Annotated in this window: 14 protein-coding genes and 1 pseudogene; 7 read left to right on the top strand and 8 right to left on the bottom strand. The window is 65.8% G+C overall.

Annotation, left to right across the window (positions count from 1 at the left end; translation table 11 throughout):
• Positions 1-119 precede the first annotated feature (119 nt).
• Positions 120-2,342, top strand: coding sequence for an adenosylcobalamin-dependent ribonucleoside-diphosphate reductase (locus tag ACFQPG_RS12100; protein ID WP_380813679.1), 2,223 nt, complete (start codon positions 120-122; stop codon positions 2,340-2,342).
• A 10-nt stretch (positions 2,343-2,352) separates the two neighbouring features.
• Here ACFQPG_RS12100 and hemN read toward each other — a convergent pair whose 3' ends face one another.
• Positions 2,353-3,690 carry an oxygen-independent coproporphyrinogen III oxidase gene (gene hemN / locus ACFQPG_RS12095; protein WP_380813676.1) on the bottom strand — a complete coding sequence of 446 codons (1,338 nt, stop codon included), beginning with the start codon at positions 3,688-3,690 and terminating at the stop codon, positions 2,353-2,355.
• 87 nt (positions 3,691-3,777) lie between these two features.
• Here hemN and moaA point away from each other — a divergent pair, with 87 nt between their 5' ends.
• The 3 genes and pseudogenes from moaA to ACFQPG_RS12080 form a co-directional block, all read left to right on the top strand.
• The gene (gene moaA / locus ACFQPG_RS12090) at positions 3,778-4,785 is read left to right on the top strand and encodes a GTP 3',8-cyclase MoaA (RefSeq protein ID WP_380813673.1); all 1,008 of its coding nucleotides are present in this window, start codon (positions 3,778-3,780) and stop codon (positions 4,783-4,785) included.
• Positions 4,786-4,797: 12 nt separating this feature from the next.
• Positions 4,798-5,541 carry a sulfite exporter TauE/SafE family protein gene (locus ACFQPG_RS12085; RefSeq protein WP_380813670.1) on the top strand — a complete coding sequence of 248 codons (744 nt, stop codon included), beginning with the start codon at positions 4,798-4,800 and terminating at the stop codon, positions 5,539-5,541.
• Between the two features lie 160 nt (positions 5,542-5,701).
• Positions 5,702-5,965 (top strand): annotated as a pseudogene (locus ACFQPG_RS12080) (carbonic anhydrase); the annotation flags it as partial.
• A gap of 196 nt (positions 5,966-6,161) precedes the next feature.
• Here ACFQPG_RS12080 and ACFQPG_RS12075 read toward each other — a convergent pair.
• A complete protein-coding gene (locus ACFQPG_RS12075) occupies positions 6,162-6,626 on the bottom strand; it encodes a hypothetical protein (RefSeq protein WP_380813667.1) in 465 nt (154 codons plus the stop codon).
• Between the two features lie 123 nt (positions 6,627-6,749).
• Between ACFQPG_RS12075 and ACFQPG_RS12070 the strand changes: the two genes are divergently transcribed.
• Entirely contained in the window at positions 6,750-7,490 is a 741-nt protein-coding gene (locus ACFQPG_RS12070; protein ID WP_380813664.1) for a Crp/Fnr family transcriptional regulator, read from the top strand.
• 7 nt (positions 7,491-7,497) lie between these two features.
• On the opposite strand, the gene ACFQPG_RS12065 is transcribed toward ACFQPG_RS12070, so the two are convergent.
• Positions 7,498-8,712 (bottom strand): alginate export family protein, encoded by a 1,215-nt coding sequence (locus tag ACFQPG_RS12065; protein ID WP_380813662.1) that lies wholly within the window; start codon positions 8,710-8,712, stop codon positions 7,498-7,500.
• Between the two features lie 68 nt (positions 8,713-8,780).
• Here ACFQPG_RS12065 and ACFQPG_RS12060 point away from each other — a divergent pair, with 68 nt between their 5' ends.
• On the top strand, positions 8,781-9,419 hold the full coding sequence (locus ACFQPG_RS12060; RefSeq protein ID WP_380813661.1) for a molybdenum cofactor guanylyltransferase: 639 nt from the start codon (positions 8,781-8,783) through the stop codon (positions 9,417-9,419).
• On the opposite strand, the gene ACFQPG_RS12055 is transcribed toward ACFQPG_RS12060, so the two are convergent.
• Genes ACFQPG_RS12055 through ACFQPG_RS12035 form a run of 5 tightly spaced genes read right to left on the bottom strand, consistent with a single transcriptional unit; the run spans position 9,396 to position 12,302 of the window.
• Positions 9,396-10,583 carry a molybdopterin molybdotransferase MoeA gene (locus tag ACFQPG_RS12055; RefSeq protein ID WP_380813658.1) on the bottom strand — a complete coding sequence of 396 codons (1,188 nt, stop codon included), beginning with the start codon at positions 10,581-10,583 and terminating at the stop codon, positions 9,396-9,398. The two genes, ACFQPG_RS12060 and ACFQPG_RS12055, sit on opposite strands and share 24 nt — an antisense overlap.
• Positions 10,580-11,053 carry a cyclic pyranopterin monophosphate synthase MoaC gene (gene moaC / locus ACFQPG_RS12050; RefSeq protein ID WP_380813657.1) on the bottom strand — a complete coding sequence of 158 codons (474 nt, stop codon included), beginning with the start codon at positions 11,051-11,053 and terminating at the stop codon, positions 10,580-10,582. The genes ACFQPG_RS12055 and moaC overlap by 4 nt, the downstream gene beginning before the upstream one ends.
• Positions 11,050-11,589, bottom strand: coding sequence for a molybdenum cofactor biosynthesis protein B (gene moaB, locus ACFQPG_RS12045; RefSeq protein ID WP_380813654.1), 540 nt, complete (start codon positions 11,587-11,589; stop codon positions 11,050-11,052). Before moaB ends, moaC begins: the two co-directional genes overlap by 4 nt.
• A gap of 4 nt (positions 11,590-11,593) precedes the next feature.
• On the bottom strand, positions 11,594-12,052 hold the full coding sequence (locus tag ACFQPG_RS12040) for a molybdenum cofactor biosynthesis protein MoaE (RefSeq protein ID WP_380813652.1): 459 nt from the start codon (positions 12,050-12,052) through the stop codon (positions 11,594-11,596).
• A 4-nt stretch (positions 12,053-12,056) separates the two neighbouring features.
• Complete coding sequence (locus ACFQPG_RS12035; RefSeq protein ID WP_380813650.1) at positions 12,057-12,302, bottom strand: MoaD/ThiS family protein; 246 nt, start codon at positions 12,300-12,302, stop codon at positions 12,057-12,059.
• Between the two features lie 200 nt (positions 12,303-12,502).
• On the opposite strand from ACFQPG_RS12035, the gene ACFQPG_RS12030 reads away from it, so the two are divergent.
• Positions 12,503-15,235, top strand: a complete 2,733-nt coding sequence (locus ACFQPG_RS12030) for a nitrate/nitrite transporter (protein WP_380813648.1) — start codon at positions 12,503-12,505, stop codon at positions 15,233-15,235.
• Positions 15,236-15,248 lie beyond the last annotated feature (13 nt).

Here is a 15,248-nt window from a genome sequence, read left to right as displayed (position 1 = left end):
GCGATGGGGAACAAGCATCTGTGGACGAATCTCTGCTCCTCACCCCTGCAATGATCCACATCAATTTACTATATATGGTGGAACGTAGCATCCAGCCCCACAACATCGGGGAAGTAGCCATGAGTTTCGAGATCGCCATCGCCGAGGAAATCTGGTCGGCCAAGTATCGCTTCCTGCCGGCGCAAGGCGCTGGCGATTCGAGCTTCGGCGCGACTGCGGCCCGGGTCGCGAAAGCAGTCGCGCAGGCCGAGGACACGGAGTTGCGCCCGCAATGGCAGGCCCGATTCGAGGAAGCCATCCGGGACTTCCACTTCCTCCCGGCCGGTCGGGTGCTTGCCGGTGCGGGCACGGAGCGTTCCGTCACCTTGTTCAACTGCTTCGTGATGGGCACGGTGCCGGACAGCTTGGACGGCATCTTCGAGCATCTGAAGGAAGCTGCCGTCACCATGCAGCAGGGCGGCGGGATCGGCATGGACTTTTCCACCGTTCGCCCGAGCGGCGCGCCCGTGCTTGGGGTAGGGGCGGAGGCGTCGGGCCCGCTGACCTTCATGGACTGCTGGGATTCGATGTGCCGGACGGTGATCTCGGCCGGCCAGCGGCGCGGGGCGATGATGGGCTGCCTGGCGATCGACCATCCAGACATCGAGGCATTCATCGACAGCAAGCGCGACGCCGGGCGGTTCCGCAACTTCAACATCTCGGTGCTGGTCAGCGACGCTTTCATGGCGGCGCTTGCCGCCGACGAGGACTGGGCGCTGCGCTTCGGGGGCAAGACCTACCGCACGGTTCGCGCAAGGGAACTGTGGGAGCGACTGATGCGCTCCACCTATGATTGCGCGGAGCCCGGCGTGATCTTCATCGACCGGGTGAACGCGCTCAACAACCTGGCGCATTGCGAGGCGATTAGCGCCTCCAATCCGTGCGGGGAGCAGATGCTGCCGCCCTATGGCGCCTGCCTGCTTGGTTCGCTGAACCTCGCAAGACTGGTGGATAGGCCGTTCGAGCCGGAGGCGGAGCTGGACGAGCAGCACCTGGCCGAGCTCACCGAAACGGCGGTGCGCATGCTCGACAATGTGATCGACATCTCGCGCTATCCGCTCCCCGCCCAGGAGGCGGAAGCCAAGGCCAAGCGGCGGATCGGTCTTGGCGTCACGGGACTTGCCGACGCCCTGCTGTTCTGCGGTGCCACTTACGGCAGTTCACAGGCGGTGGCGCTGACCAAGCGCTGGCTGGGCGTGATCAAGCGCGCCGCTTACCGGGCATCCGCGCTGTTGGCCAAGGAGAAGGGCGCGTTTCCGCTCTACGATCCGGCGATGCTGGACCGGCCGAGCGTCCGGGCGCTGGATGAAGAGACGCGGGTGCTGATCGCCGAGCATGGGCTGCGCAACGGCTGCCTGACCTCCATCGCGCCGACCGGCACGACCTCGCTGCTGGCCGGCAACGTCTCGTCGGGCATCGAGCCGGTGTTCGCCTACAGCTACGACCGCAAGATCCGGCAGCCGGATGGCTCCACCCGCACGGAGCGGGTCGAGGATTATGCCATGCACGTCTGGCGCAAGCTGAAGGGCGACGCCATCCCCCGGGCCGATCTATTCGTCAGTGCACAAACGCTGAAGCCCGCCGACCACCTGGCAATGCAGGCCGCCGCGCAGGAAGTGGTGGACAGCGGCATCTCCAAAACGGTGAACTGCCCGGAGAACATTGGCTTTGACGAGTTCGCCGACATCTACCTCGAGGGCTACCGGCTCGGCTGCAAGGGGCTGACCACCTACCGGCCGAACGCCATCACCGGTTCGGTGCTGTCCACCGGCGAGGAGAAGAAGGCGGCAGCGCCCACCCATCCGCCGCTCGAGCCACGGGCCGAGGCGCTGCACGGCGCTACCTACAAGCTGAAATGGCCCGACAGCGCGCATGCGGTCTATGTCACCCTCAACGACATCGGCGAAGGCGACGAGCGGCGGCCGTTCGAGATCTTCATCAACTCCAAGAACATGGAGCATTATGCCTGGACGCTGGGGCTGACCCGGATGATCTCCGCCGTGTTCCGCCGCTCGCCCGACGTGGCGTTCGTGGCGGAGGAACTGAAGGCCGTTTTCGACCCGCGAGGGGGCGCGTGGATGCAGGGCAAATATGTGCCCTCGCTGCTGGCGGCGATCGGCGACATCATCGAACGGCACCTTGCCGGATTGCCCTCGGCGGGAGTGACGGCCAGTCCGCAGCCCGAGCCGGAAGTCGCGGCGGCGGCTCCCCGCGTCGCCTGTCCGCAGTGCGGTTCGGCCAGCATGGTCAAGGTCGAAGGGTGCAACAACTGCCTGGAGTGCGGCTACTCGAAGTGCGGCTGAACGGACAGGCTCACACGGCGCTGGCGTGGCGGCCCGCGCCTTCGTCCAGATAGGCGTCGAATGCCGCCGCCACGGCCCTGACCAACGGCCGTGCCTCGGGTCGCACCTCGATAACCGATCCTTTGCGGCGGATGATCCCGTCGCTGACCAGCGGCTCGAGCTTTGTTTCGTCAACCAGGTCCCCGGCGCCGGAAAGGTCCGCACGATACTGGCACATCAGTTGCTCGATCAGAGCGCCCCGGCGGCGGTCCTCGCCGTCGGTCGGGCAATGCCGGGCGAGCGCCAGGCCACTGTCCCGGATGCGCTTTTCGTAATCGGGAATGAGCACTGCGTTCTGGACGAACCCGTCCGGCACCCGTCCGATCGCCGACGCGCCGAACCCAAGCAGGGTAGTGCATGCGTCGGTGGTGTAGCCTTGGAAATTGCGGCGCAGCTGGCCGCGAGCGGCTGCCAGCGTCAGCGGATCGCCGGGCAAGGCGAAGTGGTCGAGACCGATCGGGACATAACCCGCATAGATCAGGGCACGCGCGATCGCCTCCGCCTGCGCCAGCCGCTCGGCGGCCCGGCCAAGAGTGCTCTCGTCGATCTTGCGCTGGTGCGGCTTGAAGCCGGGCACATGGGCATAGCCGAAGACCGCCAGCCGGTCCGGCCGCAGCGACACGGCCTGCCGCAGGGTGTCGATGCAGGATTCCACGCTCTGGTGAGGCAGGCCATAGATCAGGTCGAAATTGAGCTGGTCGATGCCATGTCGCCGCAGCCCTTTCACCGCGTCCCTGGTGATCTCGAAACTCTGGACCCGATTGATTGCCTGCTGGACCTTAAGGTCAAAGCTCTGCACACCCAGGCTAGCGCGGTTCACTCCGCCCGCCGCGAGCGCCTCGATCATCGGCTGCTCCAGCGTGCGCGGGTCGATCTCGATCGCCACCTCGGCGTCCGTCCGGAAGTTGAATGCGGCCCTGAGCTGCCCCATCAACCGCCTGAATCCGTCCGGCTCCATCAGGGTGGGCGTTCCGCCACCAAAATGCAGGTGCTGAACCGGCACTCGTCCGGGCAGCGCAGCCGCAACAGCGGCGAGTTCGGATCGGAGCGCATGAAGATAGCGATCGATCGGAGCGTCGCGGTGGGTGACGCTGGTGTGGCATCCGCAGTACCAGCACATGGCGCGGCAGAAGGGCACATGGACATAGAGCGACACGGGCTCGTCGGCGGGGACCGCCGCTAGCCATTCGCGATAGAGACCGATATCCGGCGCGGGCCTGAAATGTGGGGCCGTGGGGTAGCTGGTATAACGGGGAATGTTGCGGCTACCATAGCGGGCCAGCACGTCGGGGTCGATGGTCGCGGTCATCGTTGCCCGATAGCAGCTTGCGGCAATCCCCTATTTGCGCTGGATCATTCGGGAGGGCAATGAAGCGGCTTAGGGCGAGGCCAGCCCATGGGAGAGAACATGCACGGCGGCGGCGACATGATCGACAGTTTCGGCCGCCGAATCAGCTATGTCCGCCTGTCCGTCACCGACCGCTGCGACCTGCGCTGCCGTTATTGCATGGCGGAGCGGATGGTGTTCCTGCCCAAGTCGGAGATCCTGACCATCGAGGAGCTGATCGCCCTGGCCGACATCTTCATCGCGCGCGGCGTGAACCGTATCCGCCTGACCGGCGGCGAGCCGCTGGTCCGCCGCGGGATCATGGAGCTGGTCCGCGCCCTGGGCGAGCGGATCGGACATGGGCTAGAGGAGATCACCCTCACCACCAACGGCACTCAGCTGGAAAAGACCGCCGCCGCGCTTCAGTCGGCCGGAGTGCGGCGAGTGAACGTCAGTCTGGATACGCGCAATCCGGAGCGCTTCCGCTTTATCACCCGCCTCGGTGACCTCGGCCAGGTGCTCCGCGGCATCGCGGCGGCCCGCGACGCCGGACTGCAGGTCAAGATCAACATGGTTGGTCTCAAGGGCCTCAACGAGGACGAGCTCGAGGACATGCTACTGTGGTGCGATCGCGAGGGCCACGACCTGACGCTGATCGAAACCATGCCGCTGGGCGAAGTGGAGGAGGACCGCACCGACCATTACCTGCCGCTCGACGCAGTCCGCGGTCGGCTGGAGCAGCGCTTCCGGCTGAAGCCGTCATTCCGGCGCACCGGTGGGCCGGCGCGTTATTTCGAGGTGGAAGGGCTGTGCGCTCGCCTGGGCCTGATCACGCCGATGACGAGGAACTTCTGCGAAGGCTGCAACCGCATCCGGGTGGCGGCGACGGGAACGGTCTACGGCTGCCTCGGGCACGACCAGAAGGTCGAGTTGCGGGACCTGCTGCGCGCGGGCGGGCCGGAACTCGTCGACCGCGCGCTAGACGAACTGCTGGCCGGGAAGCCCAAGGGCCATGACTTCCGGATCGCTGCAGCCGCGCCGGCGGTGCAACGCCACATGAGCGTGACCGGCGGCTGACGGTCGGGCCTGATGGGGGGACTGGAAGGCGACCTGCTGCTCGCCCTCTGCATGGGGATCGGCGCGGCGCTCTATTCAAGCGTCGGCCATGCGGGGGCGTCAGCGTACCTCGCCTTGATGGCACTATGGAGCGTACCACCCGCGAGCATGAAGCCCACTGCGCTGGTGCTGAACATCATCGTCGCGGCCTTCGGATCGGCCCGGTTCATCAAGGCCGGGCTGTTCCGCTGGCGCACCCTGTGGCCGTTCCTGCTTGGCGCCCTACCCTTCGCGTTCATCGGCGGGGTGCTGCAGCTGCCGGGGGAGGTTTACCGGCCGCTGGTCGGGATCGTGCTGCTACTTTCCGCGGCCCGCCTGCTCTGGCCGCGCGAGATCAAGGCGTTGCGAGAAACGCACGATCCCCCCGTCTGGCTGGCGATCCTGCTCGGTGCGGGCATCGGGCTTCTGTCCGGTCTGACCGGCACCGGCGGGGGCATCTTCCTGTCGCCGCTGCTGCTGTTCATGGCTTGGTCCGCTCCCAAACCGACCTCGGGCGTCGCGTCTTTGTTCATCCTGTTCAATTCGGCCGCGGGGCTGCTCGGCAATCTCGCGTCCGTGCAGCAGTTGCCGGCCAACCTGCCGCTGTTTGCCGGGTCGGTGCTCGCGGGAGCCCTGGTGGGAACGACGCTCGGCATTCGGCTGCCAGCGCCAATCATTCTCAAGGCGTTGGGGATGGTGCTGATCGTGGCGGGAGTGAAGCTGCTTGGTCTATATTGAGGGGCCTTGCGGAGATTACCTATGCCGCGCGGCCGCCGTGCGTTGCTATTCCGACGGCAACGCACTTCTCGAAGGCTATCGAAGCTTCCGCCGGGGGCGCTACCAGGAGCAGCAGGCACGCTATGACGCGCTGGCTGCGCTGGGGCAGACGCCGCCGGTGATGGTGATCGCCTGCTGCGACAGCCGGGTCGATCCCACTGTCGTGTTCGATGCCGCGCCCGGCCAGATCTTCGTCCTCCGCCACATCGCCGCGCTGGTCCCGCCATGCGAGCGCGACGGCAAGCGCGACAGCGCAAGCGCGGCGATCGAATATGCCGTCACCCAGCTTGGCATCGGGCACATCGTGATCTTCGGCCACGGACGCTGCGGTGGCATCCAGGCATCGCTGTCGGGCCAGTTCGCCCACTCACCCGAGTGCGACCGCGGCTTCATCCACCACTGGATGGAGATCATCGAACCGGCCCGTCAAAAGGTGATGGCGGCAGCCGCGATCAGCCCCGACGTCGATGCGCAGCGGGGCCCTGGAGCTGGCCTCCATCCGGGTCAGCATGACAATCTGCGCAGCTTTCCGGCAGCTTCTGCGAGGCCGAAGCGACCGGCAATCTGGAAATCCACGGCACTTACTTCGACATCGGCGACGGGCTGCTGCGCATGCTCGATCCCTCCACAGGCAGCTGGGCAACGGTGGACTGTGTCGAGGAGGCCCCGCTCGCCGCCGAATAAGCGTCCAGCAGTCCGCGCCGCACGGCGTTGATCGCGAGGAAATCGCTGTCGAGACGGTCGGCAACGGCGCGCAGCTCATCGACCAAGGTGGTGCGGACCGGGGCGGACGAACTCAGTTCAAAGACGATGAACGGGTCCACCCGCAGCCAACGCCCCTCCTCCGCCCGATCCTCTATGCAGTAACCGGCGAGGCCAAGCATGACCCCGCCGGCCGAGATTCCCAGCACACCGCCTAACTGCGCCGACAGTCGGGCGGTCAGGTCGCGCCATTCCGATCGGCTCAGCGACGTTCCCAGCCGGACCAGCGCGAAGGCTTCTTCGATCCGCTCGCCCGCAAGCTCGGTAATGCGGAACTCGGGCATGGGGCAGACTCGCGGGGCTGTGATCTGGGGCCTTGAGAATAGGGAAGACTGCGTATGTCCGATTTGAGCCAGATCATTTAGCTCGCCTCTTGCATCGGCATTTCAGCTTAAGGGAGCCAGTTCATGGCCACGCTTCCGGTCCGCGAGCTTTCCCCACTTCCGCACGGCCACCCCTGCTATGGCTGCGAAGCGCGCAAGGTCGCGGTGTGCGGAGTCCTGCCGCCGCTGGAGCTGGCCGAGCTCAAGGACTGCGGCAGCAATCTCCAGCTTCAGGAAGGGCAGCCGCTGTTCCATGAGGGCGATCCTGCGAGCCAAGTCTATAACGTCACACAAGGGACGCTTCGTCTCTACAAGCTGCTGCCCGACGGCCGGCGGCAGATCATGGGGTTCATGATGCCGGGCGATTTCCTTGGCGCATCGATCGGGGGCGAGCACGCCTTCACCGCCGAAGCGCTTGAGCCCACCCGTCTGTGCCGCTTCGGCCGGGCTCGCTTCGCCGACTTCGGCGAGGAGCATCCCGCGCTGGAACGCGAGCTTTACCGCCTGGCCGGTCACGAACTCGCCGCCGCCCAAGCCCAGATGGTGCTGCTGGGCCGCAAGTCGGCAGTGGAACGCGTGGCTTCCTTTTTCATGAGCCTGCTGGACCGGGAGGAGAGGTTCGACGGCAAGCCGCACAAAATCATCGACCTGCCGATGAGCCGGTCGGAGATCGCCGACTATCTTGGGCTCACCAAGGAGACGGTCAGCCGGGTGTTCGCCGAGCTGAAGAATCGGCGGCTGATCCGCCTCGCCGCGCTGACGCGAGTGGAGGTGCTCGACCGCCACGGCCTCGCCGACGTTGCCGAGGGATACAGCGAGGCCTGATCTTCGCTCAGAAAGCCCATTCCGCCTGCAGCCAGAGCTTGTTGGTGTCGACCGCGAAGTTCTTGGCGTTGTAGCGCGCATATTTCAGCAACAGCCCGGTCTTGCCCAGGTTGAAGCCGGCCGACGCGTCCCATTCATTGCCGTAGCGGATGTCCCCGACGTCGCTGTCGAAGCGGTGGAAGGTAAGGTTGGCGTGGAGGCCGGGAAGCGCTTTTACCCCGTCGAACTTGCGACTGACCGTCAGGTAAGCATCTTCCAGCCCCGCGGCAGGGGTGGTGAGGAAGACATCGGCCCAGCCGTTGAACTTGTGCAGGGTCGCCATCGGCGTTTGGACCGCGCGACCATTGTCGCTGCCCAGCTTCTCCCACCCCGCGGCAAGATTGACCCCGGCGAGCGCGGTGCCCGCTTCAAGCGCCCAATAGTCCGCCGCATAGTTAAACGGGTTGTTCTTGTAGTCCGACTGGCGGGCATAGCTGAGGCGAAGGTTGAGCTTGTTCTTGCCCCCAATCGGCAGGGCGCCGGTGAGGAAGCCGCCGAACGTCTTGCTGCTGTTGGCGAGGAAGAAATCTTCCTCATAGTCCAGCAGGTAGGCGAACAGCTTGGCATGGACCGGGCCGAGCTTACTTCCGAGGCCCGCGAAGACGAAGTCGCCATCGAAAGCCGTGCGCGGGCCCGCGTCCGTGCCGAAGATGGTCCGCTGATTGATGGCGTAGGTCACATCGGCGCTGACCGGACCCAGCTTGGCCTCGCCGCGCACCGCACCGAAGGTCTGCTCGTTCTGCCGCCAGCCGACGGAGCCCACCCAACGCTGGTCGTCCAGGTTGATGCGCTGGCGACCGACCGTCAGGGCATTGTCGCCGTCGCGGTACTGGAGTTGCAGGCGGTTGAGCTCGATGTTCTCGGGATCAGCCACGACCGCGTATTGGGGACGGCGCTGCTCATCCAGGATCGGGAAGGCGAAAGCGTTATAGTCGTTCACCGGCGCCCAGGTGCCCTCACCCTCAGCCAGGATGGACAGCTTGCCTATTTTCGCTTCCGCGCCGGCGCGAAGGCGGAAGGTCACCGCGTCGGCATCAACTGCTTTCTGGTCGACGGCCTCATAGCGCAGGCGAGCGTCGATGATCGGCTTGATCTCCGCCCCTTGTTGCGCCGCGGCCGGTGCCGAGAGGATCAGCAGGGGCGCCAGTGCCGCAGGGCCGGCAAGTAGAAACCTGTTGATCATCTTACCTGCCCCTCATCACCTGTCGCTTGTGTTGGCAGCGGCTGTAAGCAGGGTCAGCGGTGGAGCGGATGATCTATCGCAATGCTGATGCAAGCCGCCGCTGGAGTATGCCGCCGATGCGCCTGATGATCGTGATCCTTGCCGGGGGCGAGAGCCGGCGGATGGGCGGCGGGAAGCCGCTGCGGATGCTGGGCAGCGAGACTCTGGTTGCCCGCGCGCTTCGCCGGGCGTGCGGCTGGTCCGGCAATGTGCGGCTGGCGCTTCGCTCGCCGGGTCAGGTGCCGGAGCCCGGAGCCCCGGTGCTGCTGGACGATCCGGAGATCGGTGGACCTCTCGCCGGCCTCGCGGCGGCCGCGCGGGCGGCGGAGGCGGACGGATGCTCGCACCTGCTGAGCCTGCCCTGCGACATGCCGTTCCTTCCCGGCGATCTCCTTGAGCGGCTGGCCGGAAGCATCGGTGATGCGGGGGTAGCCGTTGCTGCGAGCGGCGGCCAGCCGCATCCGGTCTGCGCGCTGTGGAGCGTCGAAGCGCTGCGGGAAATCGGCGCTTACCGGCAGGAAGGGCGGCGCTCGCTCAAGGGGTTAGCGAAACGCGTCGGGATCATCGCGGTAGCGTGGCCGCAAGGCGCATTCGCCAACGTCAACACGCCCGAGGAACTGGCCGAGGCCGAGCGCCGGATCGAGTCAGAAGTCGAGAACCTCGAGTAGCGCGCCTGCGGGCACCGGCTCCTCGCCCGGCGGGCGGCGAACCAGCAGGGTCGCGGCGGCCAGCACCTTTTGCGAGCTGCTGTCCTGATGGTCGAACAGCCGCACCTTGCCCGCTTCAACGAACGCCCTCGAAAAGGTTTCGCGAGAGCCAGTCGGACCAAGCGGGGCGGCCAGCGGCAAGCGCTTCCAGACCAGTGCATCCGATGGCGACCGACCGGCAAGCCCGTGGAGCAAGGGGACCATTAACAGCCGGCTGGTGACCAGCGCAGAGGTGGGATTTCCGGGCAGGCCGATGACCAGCTTGTCGTTCACGCGGCCGAGCCAGACCGGTTTGCCCGGCTTGATCGCGACCTTTGAGAACAGCAGCTCAAGGCCCAGTGCGTCCCACATCGTCTTGGCGAAATCGCGCTCGCCCACGGACGCGCCGCCGGTGACCACCACCACGTCCGCCCCATCAAGGCTGCGTGCCGCGGCGGAGCGCATGCGAGACAAGTCGTCGGGTAAGCGGAGGGTCTCGACGACCTCCGCCCCCACTTCCGCGGCAAGTGCGGCAACACCGAAGGACACGCTTTCGGGGATGCACCCCTCCCGTTCGCAAGCGGTGCCCGGCTCCACGAGCTCGTCGCCGGTGCCGAGAATGGCGACACGAGGCCGGCGCCAGACCGTCAGTTCGGCGACGTCGGCCCCGGCGGCCGTGACCAGCGCGCCAGGCCGCAGCAGCACGCCCACGTCGAGCAGGGTCTCCCCGCGGCGGAAATCGGATCCGGCACGGCGGATGTGCCGCCCCGCGCCGGGCATCTCCGAGAAAATGGCCTCGTCGCCTTCGCGGCGCACAACCTCCTGCACCACGACGCGGTCGGCTCCGGCGGGGACCGCTGCGCCCGTGAAGATGCGGACACATTGCGCGGGGGGCAGTTGGCCCTTGAAACCTTGGCCGGCAAAGGATTCGCCCGCGATCGGCAGCCGCGCTGGTAGGCTCTGGAGGTCGGCGTCGCGCACGGCATAGCCGTCCATCGCCGACACGTCCGCCGGGGGTGCGCTGACTCGGGCCACGACCGCATCAGCCAGAACCCGACGGTGCGCTTCCCGCAGCGGCACCCGCTCGGCGCCGAGCGAGGTGGCGGCCTCCCGGACAGTGGCGACCGCTTCGTCGAACGAGATCATCGCTGCCAGCTGCCGGATTGGCCGCCGAACTTGGCGACCACCTGGAGGCCCTCGACCAGCATTGTCCGATCTACTGCCTTGAGCATGTCGAACAGCGTGAGGCAGGCCACCGACGCAGCGGTCAGAGCCTCCATCTCCACGCCGGTCACGCCGACGGTTTTCGCTTCGGCCTCGATTTGGAAGCCGGGCAGCGCCTCGTCCGGCTCGATCCGCACCGCGATCTTGCTGAGCGGCAGGGGGTGGCACAAGGGAATGAGTTCGGCGGTGCGTTTGGCGGCCATGATTCCGGCAAGTTCGGCGGTGCGAATCACCGACCCTTTGGGCGCCGTTCCTGCCAGCACCTGCGCGAGTGTTTCAGGGAGACAGCGCAATCGCCCACGCGCGATTGCCGCGCGCTCAGTCGGCGACTTGGCCGAGACGTCGACCATGCGCGCACGGCCTTCGTCGTCCAGGTGCGTGAGGTTCGTCATGCGCAGACGTGCCGAAGCCGTGGGATCTGCCCAGCGAGCGAGCACGGCCGATAACGACTGTCGAGCTCTAGCCCGAGCACATGATCCCACGCATCGCGGCAGGCTCCGGTGGAGCCCGGCAGGCAGAAGATGAACGTGTCCCCGATCTGCCCGGCGAACGCGCGCGACTGGAGGGTGGAGACCCCCACCGTGCCGAGGCTCGCCTGGTGAAAGACGATGGAAAAGCCATCCATCTCACGCCGGAACAGCGGCTTCACCGCCTCGGGCGTGACATCGCGCGGGGCGAAGCCGGTGCCGCCGGTGGAAAGAATGAGGTCGACTTTCTCATCCGCAACCCACTCCCGCACCTGCGCGCGGATCGCCTCGACATCGTCGGTGACGATCGCGCGGCCGGCAAGTTCGTGCCCGGCGAAACAAAGCCGCTCGATCAGCGTGCCACCGGACGTATCGGACTCTTCAGTGCGCGTGTCGGATACGGTCAGGACCGCGATCCGGAGCGGGTAGAAGGGCAGCTTGTTGTCAATCCGTCCGGGCAACTTCTCACTCCCACCGTGCGCGTGCGCCGTAATCGTCGGCGGTTGGTTCGATCCAGCTCGATCCTTGAGCGCCGTCCTCGCGTTTCCAGAAAAGCACTTCGGTCTTCAAACGGTCCATCAGATAGTCCGCGGCATCAAAGGCGGCACGGCGGTGCGGGGCAGCGGTCGCCACCCACACGATCGGCTCGCCGGGGGCCAGCGCACCGCAGCGATGCCCCACGTGTACCGCGCTCACGCCGAAGCGTTCCGCACCGGAATTCGCGATCTCGCACAGGGATCGTTCCGTCAGCCGCGGATGATGTTGCAGGAACAACTGATCGATCGGATCCCCCTGCTTGCTCCGCCCCCGGGTAAGGCCGGTGAAGGTCACCACCGCACCGTGCTCTTCGCCGATCGCCGCCAGAAACTCCGCAAGCAGCCGATCGGGGGCGAAGCGTTCATGCAGGAGCCGGGCGCGGATCATGCCCTCAGCCGCCCGACACCGGCGGGAAGAACTCGACGCTGTGTGCCCCGCCGACTGGCTGTCCCTCGCCCACGATCATGTCGTCGATGCAGGCCCGCACGCGCGGACTGGAGATTTCGGCCGAGATGTCGGGATGCTGGTCGGCGATTAGCGCGCGGAGTGCAGCCACGCAGCAACCGTTGTCCGGGACGTGGACATTGACGCGCGGTCCCGCACGATCGGCGAGTCGGCCATAAAAGATTACGTCCATCGCAGGCCTCCTGAAGTGTGCACCGCCTCACCGAGAGCAGCCTTCGGGTCAACTAGGTAATCTCCACGAGCGCAACGCGGCCAGGTCGGGATTAACAAGCTCCGTGCCGCACCGGCAACGGGAATGATCTCGGTCAACTCGGCCCCGCTTGACTCCTGCCAGTGCGCACCGCGAAAAACCTCGCGTGGGGGAATGATGACATGTCCGCTACCCTGACCGATACTCCGGCACCCGGCGCCCGCACCGCGCTGTGGACCAGCACGGTAGCGTTCACCGCCTGCTTTGCAGTGTGGACGATCTTTTCCATAATCGGTCTCGGGGTGAAGGACGAGCTCGGCCTGAGCGAAACCGAGTTCGGCCTGCTCGTTGGGACGCCTATCCTCACCGGCTCCCTTACCCGCGTGTTCCTCGGCGTGTGGGCCGACCAATATGGCGGCCGGCGGGTTTTCGCCGCGGTGATGGTGCTGGCCGCCATCGCCACCTTTCTGACCTCCTACGCGCATACCTATGGACAGCTGCTGATTGCTGCGCTGGGCGTCGGAATGGCGGGCGGAGCCTTTTCCGTTGGCGTCGCCTATGTCTCCAAATTCTACCCCAAGGATCAGCAGGGTACGGCGCTCGGCATCTTCGGCGCCGGCAACGTCGGCGCGGCGGTAACCAAGTTCGTCGCCCCCTTCGTAATGGTTGCGATGGGCTGGGAAGCGGTGGCGCAGGTCTGGGCGGCCGCGCTGTTGATCATGGCGGTAATCTTCCTGGCGCTAACCCGCGAGGATCCGGACCAGGTGGCACGCAAGGCGGGCGCCGCCAAAGCGGAGCCGATGAGCAAGCAACTGCTTGTGCTCAAGAACGTGCAGGTCTGGCGGTTCGCACTTTACTATTTCTTCGTGTTCGGTGCGTTCGTCGCGCTGGCCCTGTGGCTGCCTCGCTATCTGATCGGGGTCTACGGGCTCGACGTAAAGACGGCCGGCATGCTTGCCGCCTTTTACTCGGTCCCGGCGAGCATCTTCCGCATCTACGGCGGCAAGATGTCGGACCGCTATGGTGCGCGCGCGGTCATGTACACAACCTTCGCCGTGTCGGTGCTGTGCACTTTCATGCTTTCATACCCGCCGACCACCTACATCATCCAGGGTGTGAAGGGCCCGATCCAGTTCAGCACTTCCATGGGGCTGGTCCCATTCCTGGTCACCATCTTCGTGCTCGGGTTCTTCATGAGCCTGGGCAAGGCCGCAGTATTCAAGCACATTCCCGTTTACTACCCCAACCATGTCGGCGCGGTGGGGGGTCTTGTCGGTATGATCGGCGGGCTCGGCGGCTTCGCGCTTCCGCTCGCGTTCGGTGCGCTGCTCGACCTGACCGGGGTGTGGACTAGCACCTTCGCTCTCCTGTTCGTCCTAGTCTCCGTGGCGCTGGTTTGGATGCACGTCGCGATCCGCAACATGGAACGGAGCGCTGCCCGCAGGGGCGAGACGGTACTGGTGCCCGAATTGCCCGAAATGCAGGGCCTGGGGGAAGCGGGCGTCGCGCCGCCGCCGCGCCGTGCTGGCCCCATCGCCGACTGGAGGCCGGAAGATCCCGAATTCTGGCAGACCGGCGGCAAGGCTGTTGCCCGGCGCAACCTGTGGGTATCCACCTATTGCCTGATGCTCTCCTTCGCCGTGTGGATGGTTTGGAGCGTGGTGGTCGCAAGGTTGCCAGGCATCGGTTTCGACTTCACCACCGACCAACTATTCTGGCTAGCCGCCTTGCCCGGCCTGTCAGGAGCGACGCTGCGAATCTTCTACGCCTTCCTGGTGCCGATCTTCGGCGGCCGCCTGTGGACCACCCTGTCTACCGGATCGCTGTTAATCCCGGCCTTTGGCATCGGTTACGCGGTGCAGAACCCAGAAACGCCCTACCTGATCTTCATGGTGCTGGCGCTGCTGTGCGGCCTGGGGGGCGGCAACTTCGCTTCATCTATGGCCAACATCAGCTACTTCTTCCCCAAGGCCGAGAAGGGCAATGCGCTGGCGCTCAATGCCGGCATTGGGAACTTGGGCGTCAGCGTGATGCAGTTCCTGGTACCCGTGGTTGTCACCATGGGGCTTTTCGGATTGCTCGGAGGACAGGCGCAGGTCGGATTGGACGGCACCCAGCTGTGGATGCAGAACGCCGGCTTTGTGTGGATCCCGCTGATCATCGCCGGGGTATTCGCGGCTTGGTTTGGCATGAACGACATCCTTGCCGCAAAATCCTCCTTTGCCGATCAGGCGAGCATCTTCGGCCGCGCTCACACTTGGATTATGTGCTGGCTCTACACGGGGACCTTCGGCACCTTCATCGGCATGTCTGCGGGTTTCCCGCTGCTGAGCAAACTCGCCTTCCCGGAGGTGAATGCCCTGAAATACGCCTTTCTCGGGCCGCTGGTCGGCGCCTTGTCGCGGGCTGGCACCGGCTGGGTGGCGGACAAGTTCGGCGGGGCGAGGGTCAGCTTCTGGGTATTCGCCGCGCAGATCGCGTCCATCCTTGGGATGATCTGGTTCCTCAACGCGGGCAGCTTCCCCGGTTTCTTCGCGATGGTGGTTGCCTTGTTCTTCTTCAGCGGGATCGGCAATGCTTCCACCTTCCAGATGGTGCCCGGCATCATGCGGCAGGCGATCGACCAGGCCGAGCCCGGTCTGTCGGTCGAGCAGCGCCGCAACCAGGCGGTGCGGGAGTCGGCGGCGGTAATCGGCTTCACGTCGGCGATTGCAGCCTACGGCGCCTTCTACATCCCCAAGGCATATGGCTCGTCGATTGCGATGACCGGAACAGCGAACGCGGCGCTGTGGGGATTTCTCCTCTTCTACATTAGCTGTGCGGCGCTAACCTGGCGTGTCTACAGCGGTCCACGCGGCGTTCTCCACGACATCGAACGGGGACGCCATGCCCCCTCGGCCGCAATTCCGGCGTGATCCAAGGAGCGAC

The sequence above is a fragment of the Sphingomonas sp. GCM10030256 genome, assembly GCF_042666415.1.
Taxonomy (GTDB): domain Bacteria; phylum Pseudomonadota; class Alphaproteobacteria; order Sphingomonadales; family Sphingomonadaceae; genus Sphingomicrobium.
The sequence above is the reverse complement of the archived record's forward strand: the minus strand, read 5'-3'. Positions and strand labels throughout refer to the sequence as shown.

Excerpts from the sequence above, each read along its gene's own strand:
- hemN (WP_380813676.1), bottom strand. The coding sequence starts at position 3,690 with ATGACCGCGACCATCGACCCCGACGTGCTGGCCCGCTATGGTAGCCGC.
- ACFQPG_RS12075 (WP_380813667.1), bottom strand. The coding sequence starts at position 6,626 with ATGCCCGAGTTCCGCATTACCGAGCTTGCGGGCGAGCGGATCGAAGAA.
- ACFQPG_RS12065 (WP_380813662.1), bottom strand. The coding sequence starts at position 8,712 with ATGATCAACAGGTTTCTACTTGCCGGCCCTGCGGCACTGGCGCCCCTG.
- moaA (WP_380813673.1), top strand. The coding sequence starts at position 3,778 with ATGGGAGAGAACATGCACGGCGGCGGCGACATGATCGACAGTTTCGGC.
- ACFQPG_RS12060 (WP_380813661.1), top strand. The coding sequence starts at position 8,781 with ATGATCTATCGCAATGCTGATGCAAGCCGCCGCTGGAGTATGCCGCCG.
- ACFQPG_RS12035 (WP_380813650.1), bottom strand. The coding sequence starts at position 12,302 with ATGGACGTAATCTTTTATGGCCGACTCGCCGATCGTGCGGGACCGCGC.
- ACFQPG_RS12085 (WP_380813670.1), top strand. The coding sequence starts at position 4,798 with ATGGGGGGACTGGAAGGCGACCTGCTGCTCGCCCTCTGCATGGGGATC.
- ACFQPG_RS12070 (WP_380813664.1), top strand. The coding sequence starts at position 6,750 with ATGGCCACGCTTCCGGTCCGCGAGCTTTCCCCACTTCCGCACGGCCAC.
- ACFQPG_RS12100 (WP_380813679.1), top strand. The coding sequence starts at position 120 with ATGAGTTTCGAGATCGCCATCGCCGAGGAAATCTGGTCGGCCAAGTAT.
- ACFQPG_RS12055 (WP_380813658.1), bottom strand. The coding sequence starts at position 10,583 with ATGATCTCGTTCGACGAAGCGGTCGCCACTGTCCGGGAGGCCGCCACC.
- ACFQPG_RS12040 (WP_380813652.1), bottom strand. The coding sequence starts at position 12,052 with ATGATCCGCGCCCGGCTCCTGCATGAACGCTTCGCCCCCGATCGGCTG.
- ACFQPG_RS12030 (WP_380813648.1), top strand. The coding sequence starts at position 12,503 with ATGTCCGCTACCCTGACCGATACTCCGGCACCCGGCGCCCGCACCGCG.
- moaC (WP_380813657.1), bottom strand. The coding sequence starts at position 11,053 with ATGACGAACCTCACGCACCTGGACGACGAAGGCCGTGCGCGCATGGTC.